This window comes from Corynebacterium sp. MSK218, from assembly GCF_030232655.1.
In the GTDB taxonomy this organism is placed as follows: domain Bacteria; phylum Actinomycetota; class Actinomycetes; order Mycobacteriales; family Mycobacteriaceae; genus Corynebacterium.
The window spans coordinates 135001-157087 of sequence record NZ_JASPGN010000006.1; the positions used below are offsets into that span (position 1 = coordinate 135001).

At 59.4% G+C, this 22087-nt stretch carries 20 protein-coding genes and 1 pseudogene; 12 read left to right on the forward strand and 9 right to left on the reverse strand.

Annotated elements, in window-relative coordinates; genetic code table 11:
• Positions 1–82 precede the first annotated feature (82 nt).
• Genes QP922_RS06615 through QP922_RS06625 form a run of 3 tightly spaced genes read left to right on the forward strand, consistent with a single transcriptional unit; the run spans position 83 to position 2291 of the window.
• On the forward strand, positions 83–493 hold the full coding sequence (locus QP922_RS06615; protein ID WP_284808475.1) for an acyl-CoA thioesterase: 411 nt from the start codon (positions 83–85) through the stop codon (positions 491–493).
• Complete coding sequence (locus QP922_RS06620; protein WP_284808557.1) at positions 483–1487, forward strand: NAD(P)H-dependent flavin oxidoreductase; 1005 nt, start codon at positions 483–485, stop codon at positions 1485–1487. The genes QP922_RS06615 and QP922_RS06620 overlap by 11 nt, the downstream gene beginning before the upstream one ends.
• A 3-nt stretch (positions 1488–1490) precedes the next feature.
• Positions 1491–2291, forward strand: a complete 801-nt coding sequence (locus QP922_RS06625) for an enoyl-CoA hydratase-related protein (protein WP_284808476.1) — start codon at positions 1491–1493, stop codon at positions 2289–2291.
• Positions 2292–2493: 202 nt separating this feature from the next.
• Here the strand turns inward: QP922_RS06625 and QP922_RS06630 are convergent.
• From QP922_RS06630 to QP922_RS06640, 3 genes and pseudogenes are all read right to left on the reverse strand, one after another.
• A pseudogene (locus tag QP922_RS06630) lies at positions 2494–2698 on the reverse strand (IS256 family transposase); the annotation flags it as partial.
• A 135-nt stretch (positions 2699–2833) separates the two neighbouring features.
• Positions 2834–3946, reverse strand: coding sequence for an FAD-dependent monooxygenase (locus tag QP922_RS06635; RefSeq protein WP_284808478.1), 1113 nt, complete (start codon positions 3944–3946; stop codon positions 2834–2836).
• 399 nt (positions 3947–4345) lie between these two features.
• Positions 4346–5041 (reverse strand): hypothetical protein, encoded by a 696-nt coding sequence (locus QP922_RS06640; RefSeq protein ID WP_284808480.1) that lies wholly within the window; start codon positions 5039–5041, stop codon positions 4346–4348.
• 377 nt (positions 5042–5418) lie between these two features.
• Between QP922_RS06640 and QP922_RS06645 the strand changes: the two genes are divergently transcribed.
• The gene (locus QP922_RS06645; RefSeq protein WP_284808482.1) at positions 5419–5865 is read left to right on the forward strand and encodes a MarR family winged helix-turn-helix transcriptional regulator; all 447 of its coding nucleotides are present in this window, start codon (positions 5419–5421) and stop codon (positions 5863–5865) included.
• A 26-nt stretch (positions 5866–5891) separates the two neighbouring features.
• On the opposite strand, the gene QP922_RS06650 is transcribed toward QP922_RS06645, so the two are convergent.
• Both QP922_RS06650 and QP922_RS06655 read right to left on the reverse strand, forming a co-directional pair.
• Entirely contained in the window at positions 5892–7127 is a 1236-nt protein-coding gene (locus QP922_RS06650; protein WP_284808484.1) for a M20 family metallo-hydrolase, read from the reverse strand.
• An 11-nt stretch (positions 7128–7138) separates the two neighbouring features.
• A complete protein-coding gene (locus tag QP922_RS06655) occupies positions 7139–8728 on the reverse strand; it encodes an amidohydrolase (RefSeq protein ID WP_284808486.1) in 1590 nt (529 codons plus the stop codon).
• 99 nt (positions 8729–8827) lie between these two features.
• Here QP922_RS06655 and QP922_RS06660 point away from each other — a divergent pair, with 99 nt between their 5' ends.
• From QP922_RS06660 to QP922_RS06680, 5 genes are all read left to right on the forward strand, one after another.
• On the forward strand, positions 8828–9973 hold the full coding sequence (locus QP922_RS06660) for an RsbRD N-terminal domain-containing protein (RefSeq protein ID WP_284808487.1): 1146 nt from the start codon (positions 8828–8830) through the stop codon (positions 9971–9973).
• A 52-nt stretch (positions 9974–10025) separates the two neighbouring features.
• Entirely contained in the window at positions 10026–10634 is a 609-nt protein-coding gene (locus QP922_RS06665) for a cation efflux transmembrane domain-containing protein (protein WP_284808488.1), read from the forward strand.
• A gap of 410 nt (positions 10635–11044) precedes the next feature.
• Positions 11045–12427, forward strand: coding sequence for a hypothetical protein (locus tag QP922_RS06670; protein WP_284808490.1), 1383 nt, complete (start codon positions 11045–11047; stop codon positions 12425–12427).
• Between the two features lie 246 nt (positions 12428–12673).
• Entirely contained in the window at positions 12674–13831 is a 1158-nt protein-coding gene (locus QP922_RS06675) for an alpha/beta hydrolase (RefSeq protein WP_284808492.1), read from the forward strand.
• 93 nt (positions 13832–13924) lie between these two features.
• On the forward strand, positions 13925–15319 hold the full coding sequence (locus tag QP922_RS06680; RefSeq protein ID WP_284808558.1) for a GntP family permease: 1395 nt from the start codon (positions 13925–13927) through the stop codon (positions 15317–15319).
• A 424-nt stretch (positions 15320–15743) separates the two neighbouring features.
• On the opposite strand, the gene QP922_RS06685 is transcribed toward QP922_RS06680, so the two are convergent.
• The 3 genes from QP922_RS06685 to mmuM are packed head-to-tail and all read right to left on the reverse strand — an operon-like array spanning position 15744 to position 17592.
• Entirely contained in the window at positions 15744–16235 is a 492-nt protein-coding gene (locus QP922_RS06685; RefSeq protein WP_284808493.1) for a gluconokinase, read from the reverse strand.
• Positions 16236–16282: 47 nt separating this feature from the next.
• The gene (locus QP922_RS06690; RefSeq protein ID WP_284808494.1) at positions 16283–16669 is read right to left on the reverse strand and encodes a hypothetical protein; all 387 of its coding nucleotides are present in this window, start codon (positions 16667–16669) and stop codon (positions 16283–16285) included.
• Between the two features lie 44 nt (positions 16670–16713).
• Positions 16714–17592, reverse strand: coding sequence for a homocysteine S-methyltransferase (gene mmuM, locus QP922_RS06695; protein ID WP_284808495.1), 879 nt, complete (start codon positions 17590–17592; stop codon positions 16714–16716).
• A gap of 444 nt (positions 17593–18036) precedes the next feature.
• On the opposite strand from mmuM, the gene QP922_RS06700 reads away from it, so the two are divergent.
• The 3 genes from QP922_RS06700 (at position 18037) to QP922_RS06710 (ending at position 20482) form a co-directional block, all read left to right on the forward strand.
• The gene (locus QP922_RS06700; protein ID WP_070672934.1) at positions 18037–18591 is read left to right on the forward strand and encodes a CAP domain-containing protein; all 555 of its coding nucleotides are present in this window, start codon (positions 18037–18039) and stop codon (positions 18589–18591) included.
• 266 nt (positions 18592–18857) lie between these two features.
• On the forward strand, positions 18858–19991 hold the full coding sequence (locus QP922_RS06705; RefSeq protein ID WP_284808497.1) for an ImmA/IrrE family metallo-endopeptidase: 1134 nt from the start codon (positions 18858–18860) through the stop codon (positions 19989–19991).
• On the forward strand, positions 19988–20482 hold the full coding sequence (locus QP922_RS06710; protein WP_284808498.1) for a DUF4411 family protein: 495 nt from the start codon (positions 19988–19990) through the stop codon (positions 20480–20482). Before QP922_RS06705 ends, QP922_RS06710 begins: the two co-directional genes overlap by 4 nt.
• Before the next feature lie 67 nt (positions 20483–20549).
• Here QP922_RS06710 and QP922_RS06715 read toward each other — a convergent pair whose 3' ends face one another.
• On the reverse strand, positions 20550–22049 hold the full coding sequence (locus tag QP922_RS06715; RefSeq protein ID WP_284808499.1) for a sodium:solute symporter family protein: 1500 nt from the start codon (positions 22047–22049) through the stop codon (positions 20550–20552).
• Between the last annotated feature and the right edge of the window lie 38 nt (positions 22050–22087).

Genomic DNA, 22087 nt, shown 5'->3' on the forward strand with positions numbered 1-22087 from the left:
GGCACTCTCCTCTCAATTAGATTTACGAACCACAATTCGTATGTATAGTGATACGCAACACTTTACCTTTCAAGGAGGATGAATGCGCGCCCCCGCCAACGCCATACCGGTAACCCTCGCCCTGAGGTGGTCCGACCAGGACGCGAATGCCCACGTCAACAACGCCACGATGGTCACCCTCATCGAAGAAGCTCGTGTTCGCGCCGCCAAAGATCTCACCGGGCCTTTCTCCACGGATACCTACGCTCACGTGGTCCGATCCCTCGAGGTGGTCTATGACGCCGAGCTCACCTATGCCGATTCCATCGAGGCGCGCGTGTGGGTCTCGCGCATTGGAAATACGTCCTACCAGGTCTCCCACGAGCTCATCCAGGACGGGAAATCCTGTGTCTTTGCCACGGCGACGCTGGTGCTTATCGACGTCTCACGGCGCCGCCCCATCCCCCTCCCCGAGGACCTTACAAAGCGCATGAGCGCCCATTATTCCGAATAGCCATTCACCTAAGGAGTTAGACATGATTTCCACCCGCGTTACTGACATGCTTGGCATCGAGCACCCCATCGTCCAAGGCGGCATGCAGTGGGTCGGCCGCGCCGAGCTCGCCGCGGCCGTATCCAATGCCGGCGGCCTCGGCGTCATTACGGCACTGACCCAGCCCACCCCAGAAGATCTGCGTCAGGAGATCCGCCGCGCCCGCGAACTTACTGACAAGCCTTTCGGCGTCAACCTCACCATGCTGCCGGCGATTACCCCGCCGCCTTACGCGGAATACCGCGACGTCATCATCGAGGAAGGTATAAAGATTGCCGAAACCGCTGGCAATAACCCGAAGGACCACATGCCGGCCTTCAAGGACGCTGGTGTCACCGTCATCCACAAGTGCACCTCGGTGCGCCATGCGCTCAGCGCCCAGAAGGTCGGCGTGGACATCGTCAGCATCGATGGCTTCGAATGCGCTGGCCACCCCGGCGAAGATGACATCCCGGGCCTCGTCCTCATTCCGGCGGCTGCGGACCAGCTGAATATCCCCATCATCGCCTCCGGTGGTTTCGCTGATGGTCGCGGTTTGGCCGCCGCACTCGCCTTGGGCGCCGAGGGCATCAACATGGGCACCCGCTTCGTTGCGTCCACCGAAGCGCCGGTGCATGAGAACGTCAAGCAGGCCATCGTGGAGCGCTCCGAGCTCGATACCCAGCTGATTCTCCGCGAGCTACGCAATTCCACCCGTGTGGCCAAGAACGCCGTCAGTGATGAGGTTGCCGAGCGCCTGGCCCAGGGCGCGGAGTTTGGCGATATCCGCCACCTCGTCGCCGGCAAGCGCGGCCGCGCAGTCTACGAAACCGGTGACCTGGATGCCGGCGTGTGGACCTGTGGCACCTCGCAGGGGCTTATCCGCGACGTTGCCTCGTGTGCCGACATCGTCTCCCGCATCACTGCCGACGCCGAGCGCATCATCTCCTCCCTCACCACGCTTGTTAAGGACTAACCCATGACCGAAGCCATCCTGACCCGCCGTGAAGGTTCTGCCCTCATTGCCCAGATCAACAACTCCTCGCGCCGCAATGCCATAGCCAAGGAGCACTGCGTGGCACTGTCTGCCGCGCTTTCCGACGCCTCCCAAGACCCCTCCATCCGCGCCCTCATCATCACCGGTGATGAGACCGCCTTCTGCGCGGGTGCAGACATCGTGGCGGCGGCCCAGACTGCGGCTGAAGCACAGCAATCGGACGAGGCCCCCAACCCAGCCGAGTCGACGATGCTGCCGCAGCTCAACGCCCTCATCTCCGCGATTCAGACGGCTGAGGTGTCCGTCATTGCTGCCGTTGAGGGCGCTGCCGCCGGTGCCGGCGCCTCGCTGGCTTTTGCCTGCGATCTCATCGTGGCCGGCGAGGAATCTTACTTCACGCTGCCCTTTGGAAAGATTGGCCTCATCCCCGACGGCGGTGTGAGCTTGACTGCTGTCGCCTCACTAGGCCGTCATCGGGCGCTCGCGCTGTCCCTGCTGCAGGACAAGCTGGGGGTTGAGGAGGCTGCAGAGGCAGGAATCGTCGCTAAGCGCGCGCCCCAAGGCCAGGCCCTGGGAGCCGCACTCAAGGTAGTCGAGCGCCTGCACATTGCTCCGCGCGATGCTCTGACCAAGGCTAAGGAGGCCATCAACCGCACTGCGTTAAGTCAGCTGGACGAGCAGCTGACGTGGGAAGAGCCCACGCAGTACGCCCAGATGACCTCTGCTGGGCACAAGGAAGGTGTCATGGCTTTCTTGGAGAAGCGCCCAGCAAAGTTCGACTAGAAAAGACGTACAGACGATTGCCAGGCTGAGTCCATGGCGATGCCAGCACGGCCCGCCATACTCATTCTTGTGCGTTTGAGAGAGCGCATGCGAGAGAGAGAACCCCTCCCCCTCCGGAGGGCGGCTTAAGCCGATATACGGAGGGACTTGATAGAGACGCCGACGAGCCCCCTAATTCCCTGGGGGCTCGTCGACGTTTTCGGGTTAAGGGCCAAATCTGTGTCGTTTTCTCGTCCATCCAGGAACGGTAGATCGTGGAGAGTTCGTGCAGTTGTGCACCCCCATACTGCTGCTTCGTCCGAGGTGGTGCTCTGGGTCAGTTTCAGCGCAAGTGTGTAGATGGTGCGCCCAGCATCAGTGCGAGGCTGCGCGATGGAGTAGCGGCGTACCACGCGTTGGGCGATGACATGGTCGATAGTCGCTGCAATGATCCTTGCCACCACGGAAGAGCTTCTGCTGCGACCCGACGCGTTCGCCTACATGATGCAGATGAAGAAGCTCATCATCGATGACTTCTAAACCTGGCTCAGCCTACAATTGCTCTACAACGCGGGCATTTCCCAGCTGGTAACCGCCTGCACTTGTCGGTTAGTAGCTGCATCCGGCATACGTTGGAGCACCCAATTGCGCGCTGCTGCTATCCGAGCACCACCGGTGTGAACAGTGCGCCCAACGAGCCCGGATCGACGCGCAATGTTCTGGCTTCGGCGGAGACGGTGCTCGTCGTAAGCCCCGAAATCCACATTGCCGTTCTGAAGAAGCGCGGCAAGAACTGCGGCATCCTCAAGACCCTGGCATGCCCCCTGCCCAAGGTTCGGGGTCATTGCGTGGGCCGCATCGCCCACCAACACCACCTTGCCGATGTGGTAACTCGGCAGGGGAGACGCCAACTCCTGGATCGGCAGGTACTGGATCGACTCCTCCGGCGTCGAGTGAAGCAAGGCAGGAATGGGTTCATGCCACTGACCGAAGGTGTCCCTCAACTGGCTCAGGCCGGTCTCGCTTGGCTGAGCTTCCGGCCCGGAGAGGACAGCGAACCAGTAGACGCGACCGTTGTGAAGCGGGACGGCTCCAAATCGAGCGCCCACGCCCCAGGTTTCGAAGCCAACGTTCAGAGCTGGGGCTTCGCTGATTGCCCGCCACGCGTTGTAGCCTGCGTAGCTGATTCCGGGGTCGTTGAAGCAGCTGCGGCGTACCGAGCTGCGGATCCCGTCTGCCCCAATCACCACGTCGAACTGTTCCTGTGAGCCGTCGGCGAAGCTGACGACGCCGGAGCCCGCGTCAACGTGCACGGAATCGGCGGACGTGTGAATACGCGCCCCGGGAATATCCTCTAAGAGCAGCGCGTGGAGCTCGGATCGATCGAGCGCAAGTGAGGCCTTGGTAATCTCGGCCGGGATGTTCGTTAGCCAGTTTCCCTGCGGCCTACGCAATCCACCCTGTAAGGGGACTTGGTTTTCTTGGAGTTCACGGAAGCCCGCCCCAATACCTAGAGCATCGAGAGCGGCTAGGCCGTTCGGGGCGAGGGTGATGCCGGCGCCGCCGCTGCGAACTCGCGGGTGACGTTCGTAAATTTGCACGTCTATACCGTGGCGGTGAAGGGCTGCCCCTAGTGCAAGACCGGAAATACCAGCGCCGATGATTCCTATTCTCATGGCTCCCGAGATTACCTTAGGTCTGCCTTACCCCCGTTTCTAACCCCGGGGACAACTCCCCATCCTTATGCCCCGCAGCCTCAATAGCCCTTACCTGCACAATCGTTCACTTGCAGGGAACACACAGCTCACACACTCTACCCATCCCGGCCACGAACGAGCATTTTTAATAAAAAAGTTGCATACTGAGTTTCGTGCGTTGGAGAGAACGCACACAGAGAGAGATAGAGAGACTTCAGCGCTCGTGGCCCCCTTCGTGTGTGGCCCGGGCGCTGAAGTTTTGTTTCAGGGGCGACCACCATCGACCCGTCCTCCCCGCCGACCCAGGATCGGCAAAGCCCCCGCCTCAGTTCAATGAGGCAGGGGCGCAGGAACCTAGGAACCTAGGAGCTTCCTATTTTAGAAAGGGAGCTTGATGTTCAGGTTCAGGGTCTTGGCGATTACCGGGAAGGCAGCAGCGACAGCGGCCAGAACGCCAGCAACGATGCCGAAGATAGCCAGCGGGGTCGGCTTACCGTCCTTGGAGGACAGAGCGTCGCGAGCGGAGCTCTTCTTGTCCTTGGACGGGGTCGGCTCAGCAGACTTGGAAGAAGAAGGAGTAGTCGTTGCGGAAGCCGTCGTGGAGGAGTCAGAGGACTTGGTGGTGGTAGCGGACGCAGAAGTCTCGGAGGACTTGGTAGCGGAAGCGCTCTCGGATGCCTTAGCGGAGGTGGTGGCCTTCTCGGAGGTGGTTGCCTTAGCGGAGGTGGTCTCCTTCGGCTCGGAAGTCTTCTCAGACTCGGAAGCAGTGGTGGTCGCCTCCTCAGAGCTGGAGGACTCAGATTCCTGCTCCTCGGCTGCCTGACGGTTTTCGACAATAACCTTCACCGCCAGGTAAGGCAGGGTCTGCTTTCCGTCTGCGGACTTGTAGTCACCCTTACCCTCTTCGGCGGTCATGTCCTTGTAGTAGGTGACGCCGTCAACCTCAATGGAAGCCGGAAGTGACACGACAGTGCTGTCAGCGGACTCCGGGATCTGAGCGATTGCGGCGGTGGTGCCACCAAGAACGAGGGCGCCGGACAGGGCAGCTGCGACTAGGGAACGAGAAATCTTCATGAGTATCTCCTATAGGGATTCGAATACTAGGGAGCCAAGATTTGACCGACATTAACGATAGTCACATCCATCTGTCGCTTCGTAGAAATTTCGCTTTATACCCCCGTGGACGAAAGAGAAAGAATGCTCAACCTACGTGCGCGGAACCAGAAGAAATTCGTGACCATCTGGGATTTTTCTTGCCCACAACTGACTGACAATGTTGTAGCGAATACCCCGAAGAAATTCGATTCGCTACCCCCATCGTGCGGCCTTCAATCCGCCGAGGGGGTCGCGAAGGGCAAGTTGAACACCCTCAATGGGGCTCAAAGCGACTATTAGTGCTGCCTATGAAAACCGGTTGCGGCCACCAGTCTAAAACTCTTACGCTTAATCGCGTGGCTGATAGCGAAAAGGTTTCGGAGACTATTGCAGAGTGGCGCAGGCTAGAGCGAGCCCGCGCGCGGTTTGATGCGGAAGCACGCCGTGAATACGGCATCTCCGGTTCCCATCTCAATCTTCTCCGGCTCATCGATAAGAAGGGTCCCATCCCGATTCTGCAGCTGCGTAAGGAGTTAGGCTGGCAGCCGGCCACCATTGGTCAAGCGGTGAAGCGGTTGGTGCGCGATGACCTTATTTCTCTTGTCGATGACCCCGCGGACCTTCGTCGCCGCCTGTGTGATATCACCGAAGAGGGCCGTCAGTTCCTGCTTCACGTACCACTCACCGGCCCAGCGCGTCTGCGCACCTATGAGGTCAGTGAAGAAGAGCTCGAAGCGATGAAGCGCGGGTTTGAGATCGCGCTAACCGCCTTCGGTTATGAGAACTGGAGTGATGACGACTAGTCCTCCCAGCTCTCGCTACCGTTGGCTTACTCTTCCGCGCACCCGGTGGTGACAAGGCGCTGTGCCACGTGGGTAAACACGTCGAGGCCCGCTAGGCAGTCAGCCTCAGTGGTGAACTCCTTCTCATTGTGAGAGATGCCGTCAACAGACGGGATGAAGAGCATCACCGTTGGCACCATCTCCTTGAGGTTGGTCGAGTCATGACCGGCCACCGTATAGATCTCTTGGTAGGGGTAGCCACGCTCTTCAACAACGTCACGCGCCAGTGCCACGCCTTCGGCTGGGTAAGGGTTCAATGCCCACTCGTGGGTCGGGGTCAGCTCTACTGAGGTGCGGGATTCTTGCTCCGCGGCGGAGATGATCTCCTGCAGGCGCTTGTAAGCAGTATCAAGAACTTCAGTGGAGGGTGAGCGTACATCGATGTTGAAGCGCACCTCGCGGGCAATGGTTACCGGTGAGTTCGGTTCCAGCGTGAGCTGGGAGACCGAAGCCTGCAGCTGGCCTTCGGGGAATTCGTGGGTAAGACGCTCTACCTCCGCGATGATGAGGGAGGCACCAAAAAGGGCGTCTTTCCTATCCGCCATGAGGGTAGAGCCGGTATGGCCTTGTTCGCCGGAGACCATCGCTTGGAACTTCTTTGCTCCCCACGTGGCGGTGACCAGCCCGATGGTGTTGCCGTTGGCTTCGAGCTCTTTGCCTTGCTCGACGTGGATCTCCGCATAGGAGGCCAGCGTGGGCGCCTCGCCGCGCGGAGCCCAGCCTGCGGCCTCCTGCGCTTCGGCGACGGTGACGCCGGCGAGGTCGGTGACCGAGTGGGCGTCGGCAAGCGCGAGCGTTCCGGTGAATACAGAACTTCCCATCATGGACGGCGCGAAGCGTGAGCCTTCCTCATTGAACCAGTTGATGACCGCAAGGTTAAAGCGCGCGTCCATACCCGACTGGGCCACGCGGCCGGCTGCATGCGCTGCCGCAAGCACGCCATAGGCACCGTCGAAGCGGCCGGCCAAAGGTTGGGAATCTAAGTGCGAGCCTAAGCCGACGAACTCAGCGCCGGGGTTAAGTTCGAAGAGCCCGTATTGGTTGCCAATCTCGTCGTAGATGACACGCGCGCCAAGGGATTCGAGGACCTCGTGGAACCAGGCACGGTTGAGGTTGTCGCCCTCGCTGGCGGCCTGGCGCTCCACGCCGCCGCCGGGGGTGGCGCCGTTGGCGGACATGGCCTGGAAATCGGCTAGAAACTGTTCATCAGTGGTTGCTCGCATCGCTTTTCTCCTTAGAAGCTTCCGTAGCGCAGCTCGCCGCCCACGATGGTGGCGGCCACGTCGATGGTGGATAGATCAGTCGTCAGTGGGTCGGCGGACAGCAGCACAAAATCCGCAAGCTGTCCTGGAATAACCTGGCCTTTTCGGCCTGCCCAGCCTGTTGCTGCAGCGGAACCGGCGGTGTAGGCATAGAGCGCTTCGGCAGGCGTGAGGCGGTCGTCGGGTCCAAAGTCCTGGCCGGTCTCAGTGCGGCGTTCGATGGAGGCTTTCATAACGTCGAGCGGCACGCCGGGAGCCACGGGTTGATCGGAGCTGCCGGGGAGGATGAGGTCGGCGGCGAGAAGCCGCTTGCCCGGATAGCTCCACGCCGCACGTTTCGGACCCAGCGCCTTTGCCATCGCATCACCAAACGTCGAGATGAACAGCGGCTGCGGCACCACCACGATGGGTTGTCCGCGCAGGCGCTCAATTTGATCTGGGCGCACAATACCGCCGTGCTCAATGCGGTGCGGCATAGCCGGAATGCCATTTTTCTCCACGGCCATCTCTAGGGTCTCAATCGCAAAGTCCACGGCCGCATCCCCGATGGCATGAATCGCCAGGGACCAGCCAGAAGCCGCAGCCTTGAGGGCGCGCTCGCGCATCTGCTCAGGATCTCCCTGGAAGTAGCCGTGGTGCTGGCAGCAGGCATACTCTTCCGTCAGCGCAGCGGTGGTGCCGAGGATGGAGCCATCACTGAACATCTTGACAGGGCCAATCTGTAGCCATTCATCACCAAAGCCGGTGCGTAAACCACCATCGAGTCCCCATCCGGGCCCATCCGATTCATGGCCCTCAATCTTGTGGAGGACATCCATGGTCACCATGATCTGCATGCGCGTATGCAGCGTGGCGTTCTGGTAGGCCGCGATTTCACGCGGGCTGTGGCCGATCCAGCCACCCGCCACGCCGGCATCCGTCACTGAGGTGAGCCCGCGCTCGAGATAGCGGCGCGTGGCCAGCTCCAAGGCGCGCGCAATCTCCTCCCCGGATTCCGGAAGCGTGACGTTCTGAATGGCGCGCATGGCGTTTTCATCGACCAGTCCGGTGCAGTGGCCCTCATCATCGCGGACGAATTCACCGCCCTCCACCTCTGGCGGGTTGGCCGGGTCGATGCCCGCTGCACGCAAGGATGCAGTATTCACCGTGTAGGCATGCCCCGAATTGTGTTTGATGAGCAGTGGCTTGCCGTGTGTGGCGCGGTCCAGCTCCGCAATAGTCACCGCAGCATCCAGACCCGAGGGCCTAAAACCAGAGGCAATGATCCAGCCATCCGGGGTGGGCTCGGCACTGGTGAGGGCAGAGTAGACGTCGTCAGGCGTGGCGACCTGAGAGAGGTCCACCTCGAGCAGCGTTTGCCCAAACCACACGGTGTGCGAGTGCGCATCGTTAAATCCCGGGGTCAAGGTTCGCCCGCCGGCATCCCACGTCGTATCCGCAGGGAGAGCGCGTGCGGCATCATCCAGCGCGAGGATACGGCCGTGAGCAAAAGCCACTGCACTCGCCACTGGGTGGGCGGGGTCCTGGGTAAGAATGTGGGCGTTATCGATGAGCGTAATCATGAGACCTCCTTGTGTTGTTCACCACATACTAATGTGCGCCGTGACGCGTGCCGCAAGGGTAGGGCGTTGTCCTACCCTCAGCGGTGTAAGGTTGTGCATATGCACGAGGAGCGGTGGCGTGAGATTGTCGCAGAGGTCCATAGCGATATCCCCCGATTAGTGGAGGATTTTCTCACTGCTTTCACCGCGGCTGGCCGCTATGGCGATTCGCTCGTGAGCGAGGATGAGCTGCGCCTGACAGCCTTCGAAGTCTTTGCTCGGATTACAGAAGTGCTGGTAGGCGCCATGGACAAGTCGGAGTTGCGCACTCACGCGCAGAATCTGGGCCGGCGGCGCGCAAGGCAGGGAGTGGAGTTGGCCTCGCTTATCGACGCCATCCAGCTCGACTTCGACGTCCTCTGGGCCCGCCTGCGCGAGGCCGCCGGAGCGGATCAATCCACCCTAATTGAGCACGTGGCCCACCTGCATTCCGTTGTGACGTTGTACAACCTTATGGTGCGCGATGCTTACCGCGTGGAGGAAGCCCGCGGCCAGCATGACGTGCGCCTGGCCCATGCGCGCCACTTGGAGCGCCTCCTCGCCGCCGACGACCTTGACCCACTCGGAGTCACCGAGATCGCCCGCGCCCTCGACGTGGTCGCAGATACCCACTTCCACGTCGTCATCGCACACCCCACCGCCGCTGTGGAATTACGCGCGCTTCTCGACGCCCCCATCGCCTCCGGCACCGCCTTCGGCCACGGCACGCGCGGCATGTTCGTGGCCTTTTGGCCTGCAGGAACACCCGCAGGGCCCACCGTAAACCGCGATGAGCTTGCCGCGATCCCCGGCGTGCGCTTCCCCACAGTAAAGGGCCTGGCCGGCGTCCGCGCCGCCGCCCGCCAAGCCCCACGCCTCTTCGCCGCTGCCGGCACACTCCCCCACCTCGTCGACGTATCCGATCTCCTCTGGGCCGTGGCCGGCGATGCCATCGCTGGCTTCGAAGGAAGCCCCATTACCCAGGCCACGGAAGCCATCGCGACACTGCGCAGCACCAACCCTCCGGTCTACGACACCCTCACGACCTACCTCGACACCGGCTCCATCAAAGACACCGCTGAAGCCCTCCACTGCCACCGCAACACGGTCATCAACCGCCTCCACCACGTCACCACAGCCACCGGCTTGGACGTCACCCAACCCAAAGGCGCGGCGCTGGTGCTTCTCTGCCTCTTTCGCGCAGCGCCACCTGCCACGGCGGACTAGATCGAGGGGCGACCGTTAGGCCGTAAGCCCCAGCCAAGTAGGCTCGAGAGTTGTGTCTCAAGAGCTCTCATCGTCCACCTTGGATCAGCGCGCCCGCCGCATCGTCGCGTGGGTTGCAGCACTAAACCTCATTGGCTTCTTTGGCGAGTTCATCATCGCCTGCATCATCGGCTCAGCGTCGCTGTTTGCTGACGCAGCTGATTTCCTCGAAGACTTCCTCATTAACGCGCTGGTGCTCGCGGCACTGAGGTGGTCGGCGGAGGGGCGTCGAAAAGCGAGCTACGGCCTTGCAGGGCTGATTCTGATTCCTGCGGTGGCGTCGTTTGGCATGGCGATATGGAAAATTATCAACGGTGCCGTGCCCGAGCCGCTTGCCCTGTCGGGCACCGCCATCGCAGCCATGGTCATCAACCTCGTGTGCGCGGTACTACTCATTCAGCTACGCCATGGAGGCGCCCTGACACGCGGCGCATGGCTAGCGGCCCGCAATGACGTGGCCGCCAACATCCTCATTATCGGCGCGGGTCTTCTCATGATGGTGTGGGTAAGCCCCTGGCCGGACATCGTGGTGGGAATTCTCATTGGCGCTATCAACCTGCGCGCAGCAGCTGAGGTTTTTGAGCAAGCGCGCGCTGAGGATCCAGAAATCGAAGAGGACTAGACGACGTTAACTTCAGCATGTTTTAAGCAGAGAGTGTCAAAAACTGCAATTTTGCTTGCACCTTGCGGCATGAAAAGTAACTTCCCAGCCGCTCTCTTTGAACCTTTTTTACCCCCTGATTGGGTCAAACTTTAGTTGATGTCCAAACGGTCAAGAAGACGTTTCCCCAGAATACGGTCTAGATGACAAGACCAAGGTAAACGCAATTTTCTTAGCCAATTGTTCACCTGCGTGTCACCCTATCGATATTTGCTTTGCAGCCCAAAAATATTAACAATCCTCAGGATGCGGGATCCTGAAAGCCCCCCTTAAAGTGGCTTCTCGTCACACACTGAGCAATACAGCGCAGCACAGCGCAACCACAGTGCGTCACCACATTGCCCCAAACATTTTCATCCAGGAGAACAATCATGACCATGCGTCGTCGTACCGCTGGCCTCGTGGCCGGCCTCGCGATTGCAGGCACCGCCCTCATCGCACCGGCTGCATCCGCAGCAACCCACACCGAGTCCTACCCGGAGACCCCGGCTGTCAACGCCAAGCTCCCCATCGTTCACACTTCCCACGGTTCCGACCACATGAAGGCCAACGTCCTCAACCCGCGTCCGGTATGTAACCCGTGGGAGGACCACCGCACCGTGGTCTACAAGGTGACCGACAACTTCATGCCGGCTGGCACCATCTCCACCACCAACCAGACCAAGAAGGACATTCCGCTGCAGCAGAATCTGTCCAAGTCCCAGTCCATCACCCTGTCCGTCAACGGTGACCGCACCGAGACCACCTCCATGAACATGGGCGGCAAGGGCTCCGGCAAGGGTGCTGAAGGTTCTTTCGGCGTCTCCCACCAGATTGCCACCAAGCTCGGCGCTTCCGCTTCCTACTCCCTGTCTTGGGAAGCTGGCCAGTCCATCGGCCCGTACGACGTTCCGCCGAACCACACCGGTGAGGCTACCTACGGCTTCCGCGTTCTGAACATGACCGGTACCCAGCAGTACTGCAAGCCGAACGGCACCTGGTCCACCCCGACCTTCTGGTCCGCTATGCAGCCGATGAAGAACGAAGTTCGCGTCAAGCTCTACGACGACATCGCTGACTCCTACGCTCCGAACAAGAACGCTCAGAACACCACCGACGTCAACGACCCGAAGGTTGTTGAGGAGGAGAAGTCCCCAGAGGCTGACGCTGAGGTTCTGAAGGACAACGAGGTTGCTCCGGAGGAGCGCGCCGTATCCGAGGCTGAAGGCAAGAAGGAAGAAGAAGCCGACAAGAAGCTGCAGGACAAGGTTGACAAGGGCGAGGCTACCAAGGCTGACCAGAAGCTCGACCTCAAGCCGGTTCTGTCCACCTCCGGTGCAAAGCACGCTGGTTTCGCTGGCACCGTTGCTCTCCGCCTGGAGAACGTTGGTACCGAGCGCTACTACGGCGACTACCCGGCTGTTCAGTACCGCGTTGACGTGAAGACCGCTGAGGGCCCGAAGGGCGTTGACCGCCTCATCACCCCGCGTTCCTCCAACGGTGCTCACATCCGTGACCTGGGCTTCGACGAGAAGACCTCCACCCGCTCCTTCGAGGTCACCCTGGCTAACCCGATTAACGCTGGCGAGTCCGCTCGCGTTGCCAACCTGGACTTCGGCGACGGCAACACCAAGGAAGGCCGCATCAAGAACTACATCGAGGTCACCCAGATTTCCCGTCTGAAGGGCGACAACTCCACCGACAACGACCAGAACGTTGACTCCCGCGAGATCACCGTGAAGGACACCGGTAAGAAGGCTGAGGGTCTGTTCTAAAACAGCCCCCTCTTCGCCGCCCCCTTGCAGCAGAGAGAGTGCAGCCCGCCGGCGCTTAGTCCGGTAATGAGAGAGTGAGTAAACCCCGACCGACAAGGTCGGGGTTTCTTTCTGTCTAATACTCCTCTATTACCCCCTCTGCAGCGAACCATTCCTCATTTATTAACACCACACAACCTTCGCGCCAAAGGACGGCAGCACACGGGCTATTTACGCTGCGCACCCCTAGTTGGCTATTGTGAACAAATGCATTTCTCTCGTTCCGCACTCGCGGGCCTTCTCTCGGTGGGGCTGATCTTCTCCCCTACCCACGTGCAGCCGGCACAGGCGCAGGCACCAAATACGATGAGCAGCGCTCTCGCCAATATTGATCAGTACGCCTCTGCATTCGATCCCACCGCGTTGGGCCCTTTGGCACCAGTACTCTTCAGCGAGAACGTCTTCGCCACCTGGGGCCACGTGCTTCAGCAACTAAAGCTTCCCGTCGTGCCACCGGAAGCCACTCGCCCGCCAGCAACCACAGCACCAGCACAGCTGCGCGAGCTGAGGCACATCCAAGACAATGTGTGGGAGCTCAAGGCCTATTCGCCTGCGATGGACCGCGTCATCACCAACGACATCATTCTCCCTGCGGGAGGAGTGGAGAATACGCAACCCCGCCCGACCTATTACTTGCTGGGTGGCGCGGGCGGCGGTGCGGAGGCAACGTGGTGGGATGGCGGCGGTGCCTCCGAGTTCTTCCGCGACAAGCACGTGAATGTCGTTTCACCACGCGGTGCTTATGGCTCGATGATGTCCGACTGGGCACAGCCCCACGACACCCACGGTAGATACAAGTGGGCCACCTACCTCACCAAGGAGCTCCCTCAACTCATTGACGCTGAATTTCATGGCACCGGCCGCGACGGCATCGCGGGCCTGAGCAACTCTGGCGGCCCCGCACTAGAACTGGCCACATTTGATCAGCGGTTCACAGTAGCTGGTTCCTATTCCGGTTGTCCCTCGACCACAGGTGTACTCGCGCAGGGATTCGCGTGGGTCAGCGCGGCGTACTACGGCACGGACCCAGCACACTCCTTCGGCGCGCCATGGGATCCGGCGTGGGCACAGCACTCACCGGTTCTCAACCTTGATCAACAAAAGGGACGGAAGACCTTTGTCATCGTCTCTCGCGGTGCCCCAGCAGACTTTGACGTCGACATTGAAGACTCACCCCTACCCGCGTTGGGCCTCAACGAGCGCTTGGACTATTGGTGCAGTGCCTTTTATGCCAGGCGTGCCACCGCCGCTGGCGTTGACCTTGACTACTACGAGCTTCCGGCGGGACGGCACACGTGGGGCCTGTTCCGCCGTGAGCTATCCATCACTTGGGCCACGGTAGGCCCAGCACTCGGGGTGGAATAACGCCTTCACCCCACCCCTCACGTGAAATTCCACACCGAGGAAACGTCTAGATCGCCACACACTGCCGCAGTAAAGTCAGTGGTTATGAATGTTATGGATACTTGGGAGCCCACACTGGGCACCGGACCACTGTTAGGGATTGCGGTGGCGGCCATCGCCGTCATCCTCATCCTCGTCATCCACTTCAAGGTGCACGCCTTCGTCACCCTTGTCACTGTCTCTGCACTGACTGCCCTCGCCGCTGGCATCCCGCTGGACGGCGTGGTTCCGACCATGACAAGTGGCTTCGGCTCGACCTTGGGTTCGGTGGCTTTGCTGGTCGGCTTAGGCGCCATGATCGGACGCTTGGCGGAGACCTCCGGCGGCGCCAAAACGCTTGCCGACGCCCTCGTGAAACTCTTCGGCGAAAACAAAGCACCCCTAGCGCTGGGCGTAGCCTCCCTCATCATGGGCTTCCCCATCTTCTTTGACGCGGGGCTCATGGTGATGCTGCCGGTCATCTTTGCCGTCGCCAAGCGCCTAAATGGCCCAGTCCTGGCCTACGGTATCCCCGCCGCCGGCGCGTTTTCCGTCATGCACGTCTTCGTGCCACCGCATCCGGGACCTGTCGCCGCCGGTGAGTTCTTCAGCGCGGACATCGGCCTGATCCTCATCTTCGGTCTCCTCGTTGCGCTGCCCACGTGGTATCTCTCCGGCTACCGCTTCGGACTCCACCTGGGAAAGAAGTACCCGTTCCGTCTGGAAGAAGCCGTAACCGGTGCGCTCGTCAGCGATGCCGAGCTGCCGGATCGCCCGGCCTCTGCGGCCTCGGTTATCAGTGTTTTGCTCATCCCGATGGTGCTTATCTTCGGCAATACCGGGTTGACCACACTGGGCACGGCTGGTGTTGTCGATCCTTCTGCCACGTGGGTCCGCTTCTTCATCTTCTTGGGCCAGACCCCAATCGCTTTGCTGATTACCACTCTGATGGCGATGGCCGTGCTGGGTCTTCGCCGCGGTGAGGGCAAGAGCGCAATTGAAAAGACTGTGGAGTCTTCCCTCGGCCCCATTTGTTCCGTCGTTCTCATCACCGGTGCCGGCGGCATGTTCGGCGGTGTGCTGCGCACCAGCGGTATCGGTGATGCGCTGGCAGATTCCATGTCCGGTCTCGGCATCCCGGTAATCCTGGCCTGCTACCTCATTGCGGTTGCCCTGCGCCTAGCACAAGGTTCGGCCACCGTTGCTCTCACCACGGCCGCCGCACTGATGGTGCCCGCCGTTGAGGCCGGCGGTTTCAACGAAATTCAGCTGGTCCTCATCACGCTTGCCACCGCGGCCGGCTCCGTCTTTGGCAGTCACGTCAATGACTCGGGCTTCTGGCTCGTCGGCCGGCTCATGGGCATGGACGTATCGACCACACTGCGCACCTGGACGGTAAACCAGGCGCTGATTTCCTCCATCGGCTTCGGCATTGTCCTTATCTTCTACGGCGCCGCCGCTTTGCTGTAGTCCTTATTAGCTCGTTGCGATGAGCGCGACCACCTCCCTTCGCGCTCACCGACAATCCGTACTGACCTCCCTTCGCGCTCACCGGCAACCCGTGGGGCAGCCTCCTAACGCTCACGGTGAGCGCGAAGGGTGCAGGCACGTAGCACGAGCCCGACTTAACTCACTATCAAGTGCTGAAGACGCAGCCACCCTTGACAATGCAGTCTGCGGGTTGAGCGTCTGGGTAGTTGTTTTCGGCACTAATGCGGCTCAAGTCAGAACAGAGCAGGTCCCCTGGCGGACACCTACCTTCGCGCTCACCGGCAGCCCGCTCGGCAGCCTCCTGACGCTCACGGTGAGCGCGAAGGGCGGGGGCGAGTTGTGTGAGCGCAAAGGGCGGCCCCGCGATGCCTCAACACCAAGCGGGAAAGTCTTGTAGCTACAGCTAGCTCTGGAGGTACTGCGCCGCCTCAGCGGCCAGCTCCTCCGGCGCGGCGCTGACATCCAGCACCAGCCCTGCTTCTTCTGGGTGCAAGTCCTCCAGCGTCTCGAACTGCGAATCAAGCAGGGACACCGGCATGAAGTGACCAACGCGCTGGCTCATGCGCTCCTTGAGTAACTCATAAGAGCCGTGCAAATGCACAAAAACTGTGTCCGGCGCTGCGGCTCGAATGATTTCGCGGTAGGAATACTTGAGCGCAGAGCAACCGACAATGGCTCCCTCCTCGCGCTCCGCAAGGAAGCGTCCGATGGATTCGAGCCAGGGTTGCCGGTCGGCGTCGTTAAGCGCCTGCCCCGAGGCCATCTTCTCGATATTCGCCGCTGGGTGCATATCGTCCCCATCCCGAAAGGGCAGGCCGGTGCGCTGTGCCAGCAACTCCCCGACCGTGGACTTGCCGCAGCTCGAGACTCCCATGATTACGACGTGCTTGCGCATCAATCCTCCTTAAGCATCCCACGCGCTACCCAATGCACGCTGCGCGCTTAGCGCAGCGGGGCGTAGCCAAACTCGCCGCGCTGTACTTCGCCACGGGCGTTGGGTTCAAAGGTTGCACACAGTGCGGCCGCCACGTAGCGCACGCCGCCTTCCGGTGCGGAAGAACCGACGCGCTCAGCGCAGTTCTGCAGCGCGGGCAGGCCGATGTCCTGCCCCGGCCTCGTCATGGAGAAGAAGGACGCAGCCATCATGGTGTTGCCATCGGCGCGCACGTATTCCGAGGAACCCTTGATAGCCTGCCAGGCAATCGCCCCGACGGGATCAGTGCGGAATTGGTCCCGCTCAGTCTGGGTCAGCTCAGCGTTGGCGGCGGGCACGGTGAGAGACGCAACGAGTAGCGCAGCGCCTGCGGCGAGAAATCGAAACTTTTTCATAGGAATACTGTATCCCCACAGCAGAGGGATTGTCTCAGCGTTTGCTATTTGCTGTCTACAGGGATAGCTTCACGTATCCGCCGAATCCCAGCAGGACCCACGCGGCAACAACCACCCAGCAGGCTAACCCCAGCCGCGCGCAGTTCCACAGCAGCCTCGGGCAGGCTCAGCGTCTCGGCAGGAGCCGGCCGCCATTCGTGGGCGCCATAATCCCAAGACTCACCGCTGTTAGGACAAGCCAGCAGCGGCTTATCAGTGCCTGCACGAAGCGTCTTCACCACCGCGAGCGCCTGCGAAGGACTCACGCAGTTCACACCTATAGCACCCAACCGCGGTGCGTGATTGGCCAGTTCGATAACGCGCGATAGCTTCGCCGGGTCAGCAGCAATGGCACCGGTAATGCTCAGCGCAAAGGGCTTGGGTTGATCCGAGAGGAGTTCCAGTAGTGCTGCGACCTCATCAACGTTGGGGATGGTTTCCGCAAGGAGGAAATCCGCGTCTGTATCCGCGAGCACCGCTACCCTGCGAGCATGCCAGCACTGCAGCTCACCGCGGGTAAGGCCATAGGCCCCGTCATAATCAGTACCTCTCTCCGGACCCGCACCATAGGGGCCAATGGATGCGGCGACCAGCAAGCCAGGCTGGGCACTGCGCTTATCGACGACCCCACGAGCCACCCCAACACTGCGACGCAGAAGCGCCTCCGCCTCCTCGCCTAGAACATCGAAGGTGACTTGATAGGAAGCTGTGGTGGCCACCTGGGCGCCAGCGGCGAAGAACTCAGCATGAGCGGATTCAATAAGCGCGGGGTTTTCACGCAGCACTCGTGCTGACCACAGCGGGCCCGAAATGTCGTGTCCCTGGGCTTCAAGAAAGGTTCCGAGGCCGCCGTCGAAAAGCAGCGGCGCATCAAAAAGTCCCATGCCGCCCGAGCCTAACAGCCAGCCTTACCCAGCGGTCTAGCTCAGCCCCTTCTTCTCAATCCACGACACATAAGTGCAAATTATCCATTCCCAGGAAGAATCCATAAATTTCCATAGAAACACCCAAGGTTTTGGACATAGTCGACCCGTCATCAACCAAACCCCAGGATGTGAGAATGTGACCCTGAGCGACCACCCCCAATCGTCACCCCCGATCGACGTAGTATTCGGCCCAAACTATGCAAGTTCAGGCAAAAAGAGCCCGAAAGCCAAAAGAACCTTAGAACTGGGGCGAGAAGCGTCGCAAACCTAAGTGAAATCCTTAAAGCCACTGGTCAGTTAGGATTTCCAGGGCGCAACGAGCTTTAATCTTAGGCGAAAACAACCGCACGCCATGCGGGATTCACACCGCCGATAAGGCCCGACATAGAAAGGGGAACCACAATGTTCCGCCTTCAGCTTAGACGCACCACCACGAAAATTATTGCTCCGGTCGCAGCAGCCGCCACACTCCTCGCAGGTTCCGTTAACGCCCCTACTCAGGCTGGTAGTTCCTTCGGCGCCTTCAATCCGGCTTCCTTCGGCGTTGCTACCCCAGCCGCCGCTGGCACGGTTGCTCAGGCACCCTCTACCTCCGCAAGCATCCAGGGACTCATTAATCAAACTAATGCACACCGCAAGGCCAACGGCCTCGCTCCGCTGCGCGTAGATGCCAACCTAACCAACCTGGCACAGGACTGGGCCAACACCCTCAGCCGCGATGGCGTTACCCGCCACCGCCCGAACTACTGGACCTACTACCCCGCCAATCTGCCAGCTGGCGGCGAGAACGTCCTCCAGGCATGGACAGACTACAGCGATGCCCGCCTGGTACAGCTGTGGATGGACTCCCCGGGCCACCGCAAGAACCTGCTTGACCCGCGCGCCAAGTCCGTAGGCATCGGCCTGGCCACCACCCCCGAGGGCAAGCTGTACGCTGTGCAGAACTTTGGCCGTTAAGCGCTAAGCGCAAGCCAGCCGACTACCGTTATGATGCGTCCGTGAGGATATAGCCTCTCGGCGCATCTTCTAGTTTTACGTACTTTGCGTGGGACTTTTCGCTCGCCCACCAATTTCAGGATCCGCAAACGAAACAGCTCATAACAGAAGAATGCGAACCATCCACTGAGCTTGGAGACCATACTGCGAGCCCTCGTCGCCGATCCTCCTCTAAACTTGTCTTTAACATTCAACTAGCTGCACAGAACGTAACAAAAGGAGGGGCTATGACCGTCCGCGTTCCGATGTCCCCTCCTGTCCTCGAATGGGCTGTTGAGAGAACGCGACTCCCCATCAATGAGCTGGAAAAGAAATCTGACTTCCGTTCTTTGCGCTCTTGGCTAATCGGTGAAAGCACCCCAACGTTCAGGCAAGCTCAGAAACTAGCCAAGCTTGCGGGAATCCCTTTTGGCTATCTGCTTCTCGAAGAACCTCTCAAACGCACCCCTCAACTTCCTGACTTCAGGACCCCCGGAAGCTCTCCGTTGTCCGAATTCAGCCCAGCACTTGAGCAGACGATTTATGCCTGCGAGCGGCGCCTAGAGTGGTACGCAGAAGATGCCCTTGCTAACGGTATTCCGTCCCCGAGCTTTATCGGCCGCTTTTCTACGAATACTCCCGTATCTCAAGCTACGAAGTGGGCATACGGTCTGCTGGACTGGGGTCCGGGTAAGCAAGAAAGAAGCCGAGATCGCGTGGCAACCCTCGCTGATGCCATTGAGCGCACCGGGATTTTGGTCATGCGTAGCTCCATCGTGGGCAATAACACTCACCAGAAGCTTGACGCTGATGAATTCCGTGGATTTACGTTGATCCGAAATTCATACGGCCTCATTTTCATCAACGGTGCGGACTCTGGTGTAGGAAAACTGTTTAGTTTGGCCCACGAGTTCGGACACGTTCTTCTAGGTGAGCAAGGAGTTTCCGGTGGTCCTTTCAACCAGCGCGCCGTCGAACGATGGTGCAATCAATTCGCCGCTGAACTTCTTGTCTCTACCGAGGACACGCTCAAACAATGGTCCGAAACCAAAGACTTGGAAGCAGTGTGCCGGTGGGCGTACAAAACTTTCGGCGTAAGCCGCGACGTCACAGTATGGATCCTCGTAGGTAATGGTGTGCTCCCCCGTGAAGCTGGTCAGCGATTCCTCCAGGAATCTCCACGCCCAGCGACAACACAGCAGTCTGGCGGCGGCGACTTCACTCTCGGTCTGCGTTCCCGACTGGGCGGGCGCTTTCTCGAAGCGGTCACTGGAGCGCTCACCGAAGGCAGAATCGACGAACGCGAAGCATCCCGTCAGCTTGGAATCAAGAAAATCAGCACTATCAAGGCATTGGTTGACCAGTACCAGGGACTGCCATGACGCGCTACCTCATCGATTCCAATATCGTCATCAACGCGGTTCGAGTGTATCCTCGCGACGTATTTCCAAGCTATTGGGAGTCTTTCGAGAATTTCGTGACCACTCAAACGTTTTTCTTTCATGACACCGTTCAAGAAGAGCTGGAGCGGAGAAAAGATTTCGTCTCGGAGTGGTTCCAGGACTTTGTCCCTCATGACCAAATTCTGCACGTAGACAATGCCGAGGTTGAGTCATACCGTCTCCTGTCTACATGGGTAGCTTTCGAGCGTCAGCCTCAGTTCGAAGAAGCGGCAGTACAAGAATTTCTCAATGATGCTGCGGACTCATGGCTCGTGGCCTCTGCTCATGCCCGAGGCCTCTCAATCATTACCGATGAGAAATCCCAACCGCGCAGAGTCAACAGAGTCAAGCTCCCTGACGCGGCTGCCGCATTAAGCGTTCACTGCTCCACTTACTTGGATTTCCTTCGGTCGCAGGGAATCTGTTATTGATTAGAGGCTAATAACCGCGCCGAGGTGTAAGTTAGCTCTGCCCCCTCAGCAGGGTGAAAGAACAGATTTATACCGTACTACGGCGCGTGTACTCAAGGTTCTTGCCATAAATGGTCAACCCTGTGATGTCATGTTCATCAGCTTTCCGGAAGATGAAGGATGCCAAATAGCCGATAACGAGAGTTCCTACGAAGGCGACAATCGAGACCAAGAATGGGCCCTGGTCCAGCTTTCCAGCACAGTACGCAGCAATCGCTCCGCAAATGAGCCCAGTGAGAACGCCATTGGAATTTGCGACCTTCGTAAAGATACCCAAGACAAATACCGCAGTGAGCGGAACTCCAAAAAGACCGGTAATCGCAAGGAACAGGTCCCACAGGTCCGACTGGTTGGTGATGATGAGATACAACGCGACGGCCAACCCGAAGGTTCCGGCAATGATGATGACTAGGCGAGAGAAAGTAACCGACGCTTCCTTTGCCGAGAAGCGGTTATAGATATCTACGACAACGCACGCGGAAATCGAGTTGAGCGAAGAAGAAATAGTCGATTGCGCAGCCGCCAAGATGGCAGCAATCAATAGTCCGGCAATGCCTGCAGGCAGCTCCGAAAGAATGAAATACGGCACGACAGCAGAAGTGTTGACTCCTTCAGGCAGGCCACCCTTCGCTTCGTAGAAGTTATACAAAGCCGTTCCCATTCCGTAGAACAGCGGAATTGTTACCAGCGCCAGAATTCCGTTGACGATGAGAGACTTCTTCGTCGCTTGAATCGTAGGAGTCGTTTGGTAACGCTGAACGACGTCTTGGGAGGAGGTGTATTGGTGCAAGCTGTTCAATACATTTCCGATAAAGATGAATGGTATCGAGGTGAAGACAGCATTCGTGGTGAAGTTGTCCGCTGAGTAGAATTTCCCTTCTTCAGCAGCGTTAACCACCGCACCGCTAAATCCATCAGGAGTCATAGCCATGGCCGTCAGTACTACCGCTGCAGCGCCAGCCAACAGCAAGATACCCTGAATCACATCAGACCAAATCACGCCTTCCATACCTCCCAGGAAGGTGTACACAACACAAAGAACGCCTACAAATGCAGCGACGACCAGCGGGTTGATATCTGCCACCGACGTAATCGCCAATGTCGGCAAATAGATAACGATAGCGATGCGCCCAACGTGATACAGGACGAAGAGGAGCGAGCCAAGAACTCGGAGGACAACGGAGAACCTCTCCTCAAGGTATTCGTAGGCCGTCGTTATATCCAGCTTCCTAAAGAATGGGACGTAGTAACCAATCAGAATTGGAACAATGGCAAAAATAGCGAGGTTACCGGCCGAGTAGGCCCAGTCAGTCAGATATGCCTTTTCCGGCGTGGACATAAATGTGATGGCAGACAGCGTCGTGGCATAGATTGAGAATCCTGCCGCCCAGCCAGGAATCCTGCCACCCGCTTTGAAGAATTCGTCCTGATCGCTTCCGGCCCTGCGTGCAAAAAAAGCGCCGACAAGAAGCATTCCCAGGAGATAGAGGAGCAGAACTATCCAGTTGAGCGTTCCGAACGATTGCATTTGGCCTTCCCTTCAGGGCTTTCAATATAGAGAGATAA

Excerpts from the sequence above, each read along its gene's own strand:
- mmuM (WP_284808495.1), bottom strand. The coding sequence starts at position 17,592 with ATGGGACTTTTTGATGCGCCGCTGCTTTTCGACGGCGGCCTCGGAACC.
- QP922_RS06710 (WP_284808498.1), top strand. The coding sequence starts at position 19,988 with ATGACGCGCTACCTCATCGATTCCAATATCGTCATCAACGCGGTTCGA.
- QP922_RS06675 (WP_284808492.1), top strand. The coding sequence starts at position 12,674 with ATGCATTTCTCTCGTTCCGCACTCGCGGGCCTTCTCTCGGTGGGGCTG.
- QP922_RS06625 (WP_284808476.1), top strand. The coding sequence starts at position 1,491 with ATGACCGAAGCCATCCTGACCCGCCGTGAAGGTTCTGCCCTCATTGCC.
- QP922_RS06700 (WP_070672934.1), top strand. The coding sequence starts at position 18,037 with ATGTTCCGCCTTCAGCTTAGACGCACCACCACGAAAATTATTGCTCCG.
- QP922_RS06650 (WP_284808484.1), bottom strand. The coding sequence starts at position 7,127 with ATGCGAGCAACCACTGATGAACAGTTTCTAGCCGATTTCCAGGCCATG.
- QP922_RS06660 (WP_284808487.1), top strand. The coding sequence starts at position 8,828 with ATGCACGAGGAGCGGTGGCGTGAGATTGTCGCAGAGGTCCATAGCGAT.
- QP922_RS06670 (WP_284808490.1), top strand. The coding sequence starts at position 11,045 with ATGACCATGCGTCGTCGTACCGCTGGCCTCGTGGCCGGCCTCGCGATT.
- QP922_RS06690 (WP_284808494.1), bottom strand. The coding sequence starts at position 16,669 with ATGAAAAAGTTTCGATTTCTCGCCGCAGGCGCTGCGCTACTCGTTGCG.
- QP922_RS06685 (WP_284808493.1), bottom strand. The coding sequence starts at position 16,235 with ATGCGCAAGCACGTCGTAATCATGGGAGTCTCGAGCTGCGGCAAGTCC.
- QP922_RS06715 (WP_284808499.1), bottom strand. The coding sequence starts at position 22,049 with ATGCAATCGTTCGGAACGCTCAACTGGATAGTTCTGCTCCTCTATCTC.
- QP922_RS06615 (WP_284808475.1), top strand. The coding sequence starts at position 83 with ATGCGCGCCCCCGCCAACGCCATACCGGTAACCCTCGCCCTGAGGTGG.
- QP922_RS06655 (WP_284808486.1), bottom strand. The coding sequence starts at position 8,728 with ATGATTACGCTCATCGATAACGCCCACATTCTTACCCAGGACCCCGCC.
- QP922_RS06705 (WP_284808497.1), top strand. The coding sequence starts at position 18,858 with ATGACCGTCCGCGTTCCGATGTCCCCTCCTGTCCTCGAATGGGCTGTT.
- QP922_RS06680 (WP_284808558.1), top strand. The coding sequence starts at position 13,925 with ATGGATACTTGGGAGCCCACACTGGGCACCGGACCACTGTTAGGGATT.
- QP922_RS06640 (WP_284808480.1), bottom strand. The coding sequence starts at position 5,041 with ATGAAGATTTCTCGTTCCCTAGTCGCAGCTGCCCTGTCCGGCGCCCTC.
- QP922_RS06635 (WP_284808478.1), bottom strand. The coding sequence starts at position 3,946 with ATGAGAATAGGAATCATCGGCGCTGGTATTTCCGGTCTTGCACTAGGG.